Consider the following 10,763-nt stretch of genomic DNA (forward strand, 5'->3'; position numbering starts at 1 on the left):
TGATTTTTAATAATAAGGGGAAATCATTAAGTAAACGACAACGCCTGTAAAGCTGACGTACAGCCAAATCGGCATCGTCCAGCGCGCAATTTTGCGGTGCTTCTCGATCTGCATGTTCAGGCCACGCGCGACCGACAGAAGGGCAAGCGGCACAATGACGATAGCCAGCAAAATATGTGTGATTAGAACGAAGAAGTATATTCCCTTCAGCACGCCGCTGCCGCCATATTTCGTCGATTCCGTCAAATAGTGATAGGTCACGTACGAAATAAGAAACAGCGTCGTAGACGTAAAAGCTGCCGCAATGAAAAGTTTATGCATTTTGACGTTCTTTTTCAGAATCGCGATCAAAGCGACCAGCAGCGTAATAAAAGTGAAGCTGTTGAACACCGCATTCAGCAGCGGCAGAAGCGTCACATCAAAGTGAATCTCCCCGTCATAAGCCGGCAGAAAAAACAATACAGTAATGACCAGTACAAGAACCACCGACAAAACGGCGATTAACGGCGTATAGTTGCGTTCCTTCATCGAACTCTCCTTCGTAACCAATGTATACCCTTACCTTATCTGATTTGGCGGGGCAAAACAATTCGGTTCCGCCGCTCGATGTCACGAATCTATGACGATTCGTTTGCGGAATTGTGACTTTCGGCACTCCGCTGCGGAATTTGAATCGTAAAGCTGTAAACACCGTCTTCATATTGAAGAAACAGCTTCCCGCCATGCAGCTCTACGATGTTGCGTGCGATTGAAAGCCCAAGGCCTGCGCCGCCAGATTTGCCGTTTGCCCCTTCACCCCGCGAGGAGTCTCCTTTATAAAAACGGTCAAACAACTGCTCTCCATCCTCATGAGGAAGCGGCTTTCCTTCGTTTATGACTTTAATCTCAATCTCTCTATCGCGATTCCAGATCCCTATCTTTATCTCCCCAGGCTTAGAGGCGAATTTAAGTGCATTCATCAGCAAATTATCGATGACCCGTACGAATAGATCCGGATCTATGTCGGCAGGCAAAGCACGATAAGGCTGGAGCCTGCGAATGATCAGCTCTTGCTCCTCAGCAAGCGGCTCGATTTCCGTAATGACCTGCTCAATCAATTTATGCAAATCGATCGTCTCCAAGGAGAGCCGAACGCCCCCACCAGTAAGACGCGTATATTCGAACAATTCTTCAATTAATGTCCGCAATTGCTCGGACTTATAATAAGCGCTGTCTACATACCGCTTTTGCTCACCTGTCAATCCGCCATCCTCTTGCTTTAATAGGTTGAGATAGCCAATCAGGCTGGTCAGCGGAGTCCGCAGGTCGTGGGAGACATTTGTAATAAGCTCCATTTTCGACCGTTCCATCTCCCGTTCCTTCGTCATCGTCAGTTCCAGCTGCTCCGCCATATAGTTAATATTCCGCGATACGTCGCCCAGCTCGTCCCTCCGACCGTCTGGAACACGATGCCCCAGACTGCCTCCCGCGATGGACATCAGCCCGTCAGCTATCCTTCTTAGATACCGTACGAGACCTCGTGTCAGCAAAAAGAAAAACAATAAAAAACAAATAATAAACATCCAAAACGCCAGCACATTCATGAGTGGTGTACCGGTTTTGAAATAGGGGAAATAGAACTCAATGACGCTTGTCAAAAGATTGGCAAAAATGAAGCTGAGCAGAAGCCAGCCGATAATGCGGACCCGAATGCTCCGGCGCCAGGCAAAGAGGGAGTTTTTACTCAATTTTATATCCCACTCCCCATACGGTTTTTATATATTTCGGCTCGCGCGGCCGATCCTCGATTTTGGCACGGATATTGCGGATATGCACCATAATCGTATTGTCGCTAATGTACTTGTCATCGTTCCAAATACTTTGATAAAGCCTTTCGGCATTGAAAACAATACCCGGATGGCTTGCCATCAGCTCAAGTATGGAAAACTCAATAGGCGTAAAAGGGATTTCCCGGCCCCTTAGCCGGACTGTGTGACGCTGCCGGTCAATAACAAGCTCTCCAAGCTCGATAACCTTGTCATTGCTGGCTGCGGCGCGGTTCTGGGAGACATGCCTTCTGAGCCGGGCTTTAACCCTAGCGATCAGCTCCAGCGGATTAAATGGCTTCGACACATAATCGTCTGCTCCCGTCGTCAAGCCGTCAATTTTATCGATTGGCTCGGCTTTTGCTGAGAGCATGATAATCGGCAGGTCTGACGACTCCCTGATGGTCATACAGGCTCTAATCCCGTCCATCCGCGGCATCATGACGTCGAGTATCAGGAGGTCAACCGGCTCCGTCCGGACGATCTCCAGCGCTTGCAGGCCGTCCTCCGCCTCTGTTACGCGGTAGCCTTCGTTCTGCAAATAGATGCGAAGCACATCCCGTATTTCCAAATCGTCGTCGGCAATAACAATATGCTGAGCCATTTGATAATCCCTCCTCCCTCCAAATTACCATAAATCGTGAAATGATGTTAAGCGTCCTTCCTTTTCCTGCAAATATAAATAAAAGCGGGAGGAATGTTGAGCGGCATAAAGCGGATTCGTTCCATTTCGAAATAGCTGCTGAACTGTCTCCGCATTTGCAGCGAATATTGAAAGGCGACGAACATGCCGCCAGGCTTCAGAGAGCTGTGAATCTGTTTCATAAGCTGGTCACGCATTAATTGCGGGAAATTATAAAAGGGCAGGCCGGAAATGATGCAATCCAGCCCGTCAATTCCGGATTTCTGGAGCGTTTGAGTGAGAAAACGTGCGTCCGGGTGAATGTCATATGAGGGGTACTGTATTTTTAGCTTGTGAAAAAGCTCCGGTTCCTGCTCGAACAGCAGCACCTTTGTTGGTTCCTCCGCATATTGGCCCAGCCGTTTTGTTATCGCGCCCGTACCTGCTCCCAGCTCCGCCACCGCATTAACTTGCCCCCAAGGTATAGAGCGTAACATCGCATTCGCCAAAAAGCTGGAACTAGGCGTAATGCTGCCAATCATCCGGGGCTGCCGCGAAAATTTTTGCAGAAACAGAACCTTCTCTTGCATCGTCTTCATCTAGCTTCTCTCCTTCACTCTCATATCGACTGTCCTCATCTTACAGAGAAAAGTTTCAGACAAAGTGCAGAAAAAACTAAAGATTTTCTGAAGACGGCGGAAAACGGCAAACTACTATTAGTGAGCCTTTATTTAACAGCAGCCACTAAATGCTGAACCCCCGGATCTAACTAATCTATCGGCGCCTAACGGGTAGCAAAATGCAAATATACATTTTGATGAGCCCCAAAATGCTTTAAATCGTGATCAAAATGCAAATGTACATTTGAAATCGCTGTAATTCGCTAGAATCGGGCTTTTTACGCCGATCAACCTGCACTTTTGCATTTTGATGCGGTAAATCATCGGAAAAACAGATTTCAGCCTGCACTTTTGCATTTTAATTGTGCCATTGATAGCAATAAGAATGAAAAAAGCTGCTCCGCCAACAGGCGGAGCAGCTTTTTCAGCATTGGATCAATGCTATTCGTAGATGTAGGAGCAGCAGTAGTCAGACACAGCCGCTACTTGCAGCTTGAACTTCGTATTTGCCGGCACGGTAAACTCGCCTTTGCCTTGAATGTGCAGCCACTCGGTTTCGCCTGGGAGCAGCACTTTCAAATCACCTGCAAGAATTTCCATAATTTCAACGCAATCTGTTCCGAACTCATAGTCGCCTGGGAGCATGATACCCAGCGTCTTTTTCGTTCCGTCCGCGAACAGTACAGCGCGGCTTGTTACTTTGCCGTCAAAGTAAACGTTAGCTTCTTTGACGATCGTTACATTTTCAAATTGCGACATGTCGGTTAGCTCCTCTACAGTACAGCTTTTACTTTTGCTACTACGTTTTCAACGGTGAAGCCGTATTCCTTGATGACGCGGTCGCCAGGGGCCGAAGCGCCGAAGGTGTCAATACCGATGATTGTACCTTGGTCGCCTACATAACGCTCCCAGCCAAACGGATGAGCCATCTCAACCGCTACGCGCGCTTTAACTTCCGGCAGCAGAACGGAATCTTTGTACGCTTTGTCCTGCTTGTCGAACAGATCCCAGCTTGGCATGCTGATTACGCGAACTGCGATGCCTTCTTCAGCCAGCGCTTTTTGAGCGGCAACAGCCAGTTGAACTTCGGAACCTGTAGCGATAATTTGCGCTTGCGGCTTGCCGTTCGCTGCATCGGATACAACGTATGCGCCCCGGCGGATGCCTTCGCGGACATTCGATACTGCGCCTTCAAGGATTGGCAGGTTTTGACGCGTCAGAACGAGCGCCACCGGATTTTCCTTGTTCTCAACCGCATAAGCCCATGCAGCCGAAGTTTCATTGCCGTCAGCAGGACGGATTACAGTCAGACCAGGAATAATACGGATCGAAGCCAACTGCTCGATCGGCTCGTGAGTAGGGCCGTCTTCGCCGACTGCAATACTGTCATGCGTCAGTACATACACAACCGGTTGCTTCATAATGGAAGCCAGACGAACGGCTGGACGGAGGTAATCGGTAAATACGAAGAACGTACCGCCGAACACTTTTACGCCGCCATGAAGGCTGATGCCGTTCATTGCTGCCGCCATGCCGAATTCACGAACGCCGAAGTAAATGTTGCGGCCTTCGTAGCTGCCCGGTTTGAATTGCGCAAGGCCCTTCAAGTGGGTCATCGTCGAGCTCTCAAGGTCAGCGGAGCCGCCTGCGAGCTGAGGAACGTTTTTCACAAGTCCGTTCAGTGCATTACCAGAAGCTACGCGAGTCGACAATGGCTTGTCTTCCGTTGTGTAAGCAGGAAGTTCAGCATCCCAGCCTTCTGGCAGCTCGCCGGAGATCGCCAGCTCGAATTGCTTCGCAAGCTCAGGATTTGCTTGTTTGTAAGCTGCAAACAGCTCGTCCCATTGTGCGTTTGCTTTCTCGCCGTTTTGCTTCACTTCAGCAAAGTGGGCGCGAACTTCATCCGGAACAAAGAACGAGTGATCTTCCGACCAGCCGTAGAATTGCTTCGTCAGCTTCGTTTCGTCAGCGCCAAGCGGGGAACCGTGCGTACCGCCATGGCCGCCTTTGCCTTGCTTGTTCGGGCTGCCGTAGCCGATAACTGTTTTTACTTCGATCAGCGTCGGTTTGCCTGTCTCAGCTTGCGCCTCTGCAACTGCCTTGGACAAAGCGCCCAGATCGTTGCCGTCTTGTACGCGAAGCACTTGCCAGCCGTAGCCTTCAAAACGCTTCTGTACTGTCTCGGAGTAGGACAAGCTCAGCTCGCCATCGAGGGAAATATCATTGGAATCATACAGCACAACGAGCTTGCCGAGCTGCAAGTGGCCTGCAAGGGAAGCTGCCTCGTGGGAGATGCCTTCCATTAAGTCGCCGTCGCCGCAGATCGAATACGTATAGTGATCCACTACGTTAAAGTCTTCTTTGTTATAAGTAGCGCCGAGGTGCGCTTCTGCCATAGCCATACCCACTGCCATCGCGATACCTTGTCCAAGCGGACCTGTAGTCGCGTCAACGCCAGCTGTATGTCCAACTTCCGGGTGACCCGGTGTCAGGGAGCCCCATTGGCGGAAATTTTTCAGTTCTTCGATCGGAAGATCGTATCCGGACAGATGCAGCAAGCTGTACAACAGCATCGAGCCGTGACCAGCCGACAAGACGAAACGGTCGCGGTTGATCCAAGTCGGGTTGGACGGATTGTGCACCATGTTTTTAGCAAAAAGCTGATAGCCCATCGGAGCAGCGCCCATAGGCATGCCCGGATGTCCGGAATTCGCTTTGTCGATTGCGTCGATAGCAAGCGTACGGATCGTGTCAATCGAAAGCTGGTCAATCGATTTCTGAGTAACTGTCATTCTTATTTCCTCCTAAAGATCCATTGGTTGAAGCGATGTTGCATTCTCTCTAATTTGTTTATATAGCGCGAGTTGTAGCGCAATGGCTTTGAATATTGTACCATTCCGATCTGGCGTTTGCCATCCCAATTTCAAGAATGAAAGGGCTTAAACCCGAACGATTCTAGTTGAACACCACGGTTTTGTTCTGATGTACGATGATCCGGTCTTCCGTGTGCCACTTCACGGCACGAGCCAGCACAACCCGCTCAATCGTCCGTCCAATGCGCTTCAGCTCCTCTACATCGTCGCGATGGGTAACACGCTGAACGTCCTGCTCAATGATCGGTCCGCCATCAAGCTCCTCCGTCACATAGTGAGCGGTTGCGCCGATGATTTTCACGCCGCGGTTGTAAGCTTGCGCATACGGCTTGCCGCCAACGAAAGCTGGCAAGAACGAATGGTGGATATTGATGATCCGGTTAGGGAATACCTCGATAAATTTCGGTGTAATGATCTGCATATAGCGGGCAAGGACGATAAGATCCGCCTTATCGGACACAAGCTCCATCTGTTTGCGCTCGGCTTCTGCTTTCGTATCAGCCGTTACTGGAACATGATGATAGGGAATGCCGAAGGATTCGACCATTTCCTTCATGTCCAAGTGGTTACTGATAACCATGGAAATGTCGGCATTCAGATCGCCCGCTTTCCACTGCCACAGCAGCTCCATCAGACAGTGATCCTCTTTGGAGACGAAGATCGCAAGACGCTTCTTGCGGCTGGCGCGGAATGTATGCCATTTCATCTCGAAACGGTCAGCTACGCGCGCAAAATCCTCGACAAGCACTGGAAGCTCTTTGTCGAGGTCGTTCAGATCAAATTCAAATCGGATAAAAAACATTCCGCCAACAGGATCCATCGTATACTGATCGGATGAAACGATGTTGGCACCGTGCTCATACAGAAAATGCGAAACGGCTGCTACGATACCCGGCCGGTCCGGACAAGAGATGAGCATACGGGCGCGTCCGCTGTTTGGAGCGGAGGCTTGGGCTTGGCTTGAAGACATGTACAGTAACTTCCTTCCTTGACTTCTAATTTGTTTAGTTTTGATTGAAATAAGTAAATTTATAAGCTTTATCCTAATAAAAGAGCTTTGCTTCGCCTCCATGATGGCTGGGCGAAGCAAAGACGTTCTCTTAAAAATCTATGCGTTGACCAGCAATTGCTTGCCGGCAAACCACGCTGTAATGCGCTGGTTGATTTGCTCCTCGGAGAGATCGCCAGGAAGCGCATCGCTTTCCGCTACAAGATCATACAAACGCTCCATCGGCTCACGCGGATCGGCTTTCTTCGCTTTGGCATCGTTTTTCAGCACATCCCATGTGCCGAGTACGAAATCGCGGTGGTCAACCTCTTGCTTGCCGAAGAAATGATGCAGACGCTCAACATGGTCGAAGAACGAATCGCCGAAGCGTTCTGCAGCATCGCCGCGGAGTAAAGCGATTTCCGCTTCATACATCGGACGCTGCGTTTTATCCGTCTTGCCGATCCATGGCGTTTCCAATATAAATGGACGGCCAGCGAGTGCATCGTGATGAACGATCGAACGAATGGCGTCGTAGCCCAGCCAGCCTGCGCCAACCGGAGCATGACGGTCCTTGCCTGCACCGCGCGGATTTTTGCTGTCATTAACATGCACGATAGCGACGCGATTGAGACCGACAATCTTGTCAAACTGCTCAAGCGTGCCATCCAAGTCGCCAATCAGGTCATAGCCTGCATCGTGCATATGGCAAGTGTCCATGCATACCGTAAGGCGGTCATTCAATCCGACCTTCTCGATAATTTGCGCCAGCTCCTCGAAGCTGCGGCCGATCTCCGTACCTTTGCCGGCCATCGTCTCAAGCGCAATATTGACCTTCGTTTCCTTCGTGCCTTCCAGCACAAGGTTCAAGCCCTCTGCGATCCGGGCAATGCCGTACTCCGCATCCTTGTCCGTATACGCGCCAGGATGAAGCACGATATTGCGGACGCCGATCGCATCGGTACGACGGATTTCCTCTTGCAGAAATTGAACAGCTAGATCAAATGTAGAATCCTTATAGGACCCCAGATTAACAATGTAAGGAGCATGTACGACGATCTCGCCGATGCCGGCCTTGTCCATTGCCGATTTGCCTTCTTCAATATATAGAGATTCGATCGGTTTTCTCCGGGTGTTTTGCGGTGCCCCGGTATAAATCATGAAGGTGCTCGAACCGTATGTTACAGCTTCCTCAGTTGCAGTCAAAAGGCCTTTGTCCGAAAAAGAAACATGGGAACCGATTTTCAACATTAATAAACGCCCCTTTCGGTTGATCAAACCTTATTTTACAAGGAATGTCGAAATAAATCTAGTAAGACCGCCGCAACGCAAACTAAATCTCCAGTCACTCAAAAACCTTGATATATATAGGAAATTAGTTTTCGTGTTTTTCCTGTGACGCACACTAATGTTTTATGTACAAGGAACTGTGGCTGAATATCTATTTAAACCTGCTTTATTTCACTTCTCTATAATCATGCAGGCCATGCTATAATCTCAAAAAAGGGCGGTGATCTCAATGAGTGGTTTCATTATTGTAGTCATTATTTTTGCAGTGTTACTTGGTGTTTTCAAAAAGAAGAAGTGATTTTCTTCAAAACTGAATGCTCCCCATCAACCTGCTCTCTTTGAATTAAGAAAAGTATAGCGAGAGCTGGGAGATAGCAACGAGGAAATTTAGGCACTGATTAAGCCCCTCTCCCTCTGAACCTTTATGTAATAAGGATTTTTTCGATAATGTCGAAATAAATTGTGGAATACGGTATAATTCATGCTGAGGTGAAGGGATAAGATGAAATCAGCTCCAGATTGGTTTATGTTTTTCATCATTTTTTGGGCGGTTGTCATGGTTGGAGCTATGGCTATCGGCGGATTTTTCATGTTCCGTAAATTTCTGAAGGTGCTTCCGCAGCGCGATGGCAAATCCAAGCTCGATTGGCAAAATTATTGGGTGGAACGCAGCCGCAGCATGTGGACGGAGGAGTCGAAGCATTTTCTCGATGAGCTGGTGTCTCCAGTTCCTACCGCCTTTCGCGATATTGCCAAACATTCCATAGCGGCCAAAATCGGCCAAGTCGCCATTGATTACGGCGCCAATGAGGTCACTCGCGACCATTGTATTGAAGGCTACATACGCGCTACGCCAAAACGCGATTACCGCAGCTTGGTTAACTTTCTCGAACGCAAAGGGATCGACTATGCACCCTATAGTCATCTTTTAAATAAATAGGTCTAAGGTCTAGAATTAACGAAAAAATGTAACCAAAAGCATTCCTTTTCGTTAATAAGGGCAGGAGGTGGTTGTTATGAATACAACAAAGAGAAAGAATAAGAAGGGCGTAGTTGCTACAAGCGCCGTTCTGCTGGCTATCATGCTGACAGCCTCAGCTTGCGCATCAGGCAATACGGACAAGCCAAACCAGAACAATCAGAGTAATCAGAATCAAGTGACTGAACAGCCTAGCGATGCTACGCCTACACCGGATTCCGAAAGCAATGAAACTACAGAAAACGGCAGCAGCAATGGAAACAATAATAACGGCGTAAATGAGACTGGAACGGGTTCCCCGGACACTCCAGCAACGGATAAAGGCAGCAATAGCCCTGACAATTCGGCGGCAATTGCCAAAGAAGGCGTATACGGCGGACAGGTCGATACGACCAGCATCGAGGTCACTGTGGACGGAAATCCGCTTGTTCTACAGATTACTGATGCCTTTACTGACACATTGAACAAGCTCAAACCCGATGATAAAATTAAAATCGAATATACCGAAAAAAATATCGATGGCATGACTTTGCTTTACTTAAGCAAGCTGGAGAAACTTTAATCGATAAAGGATGAGTGGCGGATGCGGGTTGCGATTGCAGGAGGAACTGGATTTGTCGGCACAGCGCTTGTAAAAGCGCTGCTTGAACGGCAGGATGAAGTATGGATTATTTCCAGAACCGCGAAATCTCCAGGGGCACAGGCAGCCAAAGGTTTGTATTATATAACCTGGACTGAACTCGCTGAGCAGCCCTCCAAGCTGGAGGGCGTACAGGCCATTATTAATCTGGCGGGAGAATCGATCAATCAGCGGTGGACAGCAGTTGCCAAACAGCGTGTGCTAGAATCCAGGCTCCATGCAACCGCCCGCATCGCACGCATTGTTCAAGAGCTTAGACAAAAGCCGGAGGTCGTCATTAACGCCTCCGGCATTTCTGCATATGGCAGCTCATTAAGCGAAACGTTCGACGAGTCGAGTCCGATGAATACGACCGATTTCTTGTCTGGTGTCGTTAGACAATGGGAAAAAGCAGCTAACGCTATCGAAGTCGAACGGCTGGTCAAGCTCCGCGTTGGCGTTGTCTTGAACAGCAAAGGAGGGGCATTCCCGCTAATGGCGCTGCCCTATAAGCTATATGGCGGCGGACCGATCGGAAGCGGAAAGCAGTGGCTCTCGTGGATTCATCTTGAGGACATGATTCGGCTTATTCTTTTTTGTCTGGACAATCGCGAGGTGCAAGGGCCTGTCAACGGCTCCGCGCCTGCACCGGTAACGAATGAAGATTTCGGGCGGGCACTGGGAAAAGCATTCCACAGGCCGCATTGGTTCCCCATCCCTGCATTCCTCATGAAGACTGTCCTTGGAGAAATGTCCTCTCTGCTGCTAGACGGTCAACGCGCGCTTCCTCGCAAGGCGCTGGAACTGGGCTTTCAGTTCCGTTACCCTGATGTAGACAGCGCGATGAAGGAATTGGCAGGCTCTTAACTGCTAAGGGGCTGTCCCAAAAGTCATAAATGACTTAGGGACGCCCCTTCTTCATATTGTCAAACAAAAAGAAACCGTTTCTTGGTAAAATGGAAGTGCG

11 protein-coding genes are annotated in these 10,763 nt (G+C 49.2%); 3 read left to right on the forward strand and 8 right to left on the reverse strand.

From position 1 onward, the window contains the following. Positions 1–6: 6 nt before the first annotated feature. The 8 genes from ACFVVF_RS11605 to ACFVVF_RS11640 form a co-directional block, all read right to left on the reverse strand. Positions 7–528 (reverse strand): DUF420 domain-containing protein, encoded by a 522-nt coding sequence (locus tag ACFVVF_RS11605; protein WP_387808653.1) that lies wholly within the window; start codon positions 526–528, stop codon positions 7–9. A gap of 89 nt (positions 529–617) precedes the next feature. Next, a complete protein-coding gene (locus ACFVVF_RS11610) occupies positions 618–1,727 on the reverse strand; it encodes a HAMP domain-containing sensor histidine kinase (RefSeq protein WP_387808656.1) in 1,110 nt (369 codons plus the stop codon). Continuing rightward, entirely contained in the window at positions 1,720–2,409 is a 690-nt protein-coding gene (locus ACFVVF_RS11615) for a response regulator transcription factor (protein WP_387808659.1), read from the reverse strand. The genes ACFVVF_RS11610 and ACFVVF_RS11615 overlap by 8 nt, the downstream gene beginning before the upstream one ends. Before the next feature lie 47 nt (positions 2,410–2,456). Beyond that, entirely contained in the window at positions 2,457–3,026 is a 570-nt protein-coding gene (locus ACFVVF_RS11620) for a class I SAM-dependent methyltransferase (RefSeq protein WP_387808662.1), read from the reverse strand. A gap of 462 nt (positions 3,027–3,488) precedes the next feature. Then, positions 3,489–3,806: a pyrimidine/purine nucleoside phosphorylase gene (gene ppnP / locus ACFVVF_RS11625; protein WP_042164308.1), complete on the reverse strand. Its 318-nt coding sequence runs from the start codon at positions 3,804–3,806 to the stop codon at positions 3,489–3,491. Positions 3,807–3,820: 14 nt separating this feature from the next. Then, positions 3,821–5,839 carry a transketolase gene (gene tkt / locus ACFVVF_RS11630; protein ID WP_387808665.1) on the reverse strand — a complete coding sequence of 673 codons (2,019 nt, stop codon included), beginning with the start codon at positions 5,837–5,839 and terminating at the stop codon, positions 3,821–3,823. 163 nt (positions 5,840–6,002) lie between these two features. Beyond that, positions 6,003–6,890 (reverse strand): formyltetrahydrofolate deformylase, encoded by an 888-nt coding sequence (gene purU / locus ACFVVF_RS11635; RefSeq protein WP_387808668.1) that lies wholly within the window; start codon positions 6,888–6,890, stop codon positions 6,003–6,005. 138 nt (positions 6,891–7,028) lie between these two features. Beyond that, entirely contained in the window at positions 7,029–8,159 is a 1,131-nt protein-coding gene (locus ACFVVF_RS11640) for a deoxyribonuclease IV (RefSeq protein WP_387808671.1), read from the reverse strand. Positions 8,160–8,700: 541 nt separating this feature from the next. Between ACFVVF_RS11640 and ACFVVF_RS11645 the strand changes: the two genes are divergently transcribed. The 3 genes from ACFVVF_RS11645 to ACFVVF_RS11655 all read left to right on the forward strand — a co-directional run bounded on the left by ACFVVF_RS11645 (position 8,701) and on the right by ACFVVF_RS11655 (position 10,663). Continuing rightward, the gene (locus tag ACFVVF_RS11645) at positions 8,701–9,138 is read left to right on the forward strand and encodes a DUF2621 domain-containing protein (RefSeq protein ID WP_387808674.1); all 438 of its coding nucleotides are present in this window, start codon (positions 8,701–8,703) and stop codon (positions 9,136–9,138) included. 76 nt (positions 9,139–9,214) lie between these two features. Further along, positions 9,215–9,739 carry a hypothetical protein gene (locus ACFVVF_RS11650; RefSeq protein ID WP_387808677.1) on the forward strand — a complete coding sequence of 175 codons (525 nt, stop codon included), beginning with the start codon at positions 9,215–9,217 and terminating at the stop codon, positions 9,737–9,739. A gap of 21 nt (positions 9,740–9,760) precedes the next feature. After that, the gene (locus ACFVVF_RS11655; RefSeq protein ID WP_387808680.1) at positions 9,761–10,663 is read left to right on the forward strand and encodes a TIGR01777 family oxidoreductase; all 903 of its coding nucleotides are present in this window, start codon (positions 9,761–9,763) and stop codon (positions 10,661–10,663) included. The last annotated feature ends 100 nt before the right edge of the window (positions 10,664–10,763 follow it).

Source organism: Paenibacillus sp. NPDC058174, assembly GCF_042883865.1.
GTDB lineage: Bacteria > Bacillota > Bacilli > Paenibacillales > Paenibacillaceae > Pristimantibacillus.

Bases quoted from the DNA above. Each gene is read 5' to 3' on its own strand.
- ACFVVF_RS11645 (WP_387808674.1), top strand. From the start codon at position 8,701: ATGAAATCAGCTCCAGATTGGTTTATGTTTTTCATCATTTTTTGGGCG.
- ppnP (WP_042164308.1), bottom strand. From the start codon at position 3,806: ATGTCGCAATTTGAAAATGTAACGATCGTCAAAGAAGCTAACGTTTAC.
- ACFVVF_RS11615 (WP_387808659.1), bottom strand. From the start codon at position 2,409: ATGGCTCAGCATATTGTTATTGCCGACGACGATTTGGAAATACGGGAT.
- ACFVVF_RS11640 (WP_387808671.1), bottom strand. From the start codon at position 8,159: ATGTTGAAAATCGGTTCCCATGTTTCTTTTTCGGACAAAGGCCTTTTG.
- ACFVVF_RS11620 (WP_387808662.1), bottom strand. From the start codon at position 3,026: ATGAAGACGATGCAAGAGAAGGTTCTGTTTCTGCAAAAATTTTCGCGG.
- purU (WP_387808668.1), bottom strand. From the start codon at position 6,890: ATGTCTTCAAGCCAAGCCCAAGCCTCCGCTCCAAACAGCGGACGCGCC.
- ACFVVF_RS11650 (WP_387808677.1), top strand. From the start codon at position 9,215: ATGAATACAACAAAGAGAAAGAATAAGAAGGGCGTAGTTGCTACAAGC.
- ACFVVF_RS11605 (WP_387808653.1), bottom strand. From the start codon at position 528: ATGAAGGAACGCAACTATACGCCGTTAATCGCCGTTTTGTCGGTGGTT.
- tkt (WP_387808665.1), bottom strand. From the start codon at position 5,839: ATGACAGTTACTCAGAAATCGATTGACCAGCTTTCGATTGACACGATC.
- ACFVVF_RS11655 (WP_387808680.1), top strand. From the start codon at position 9,761: ATGCGGGTTGCGATTGCAGGAGGAACTGGATTTGTCGGCACAGCGCTT.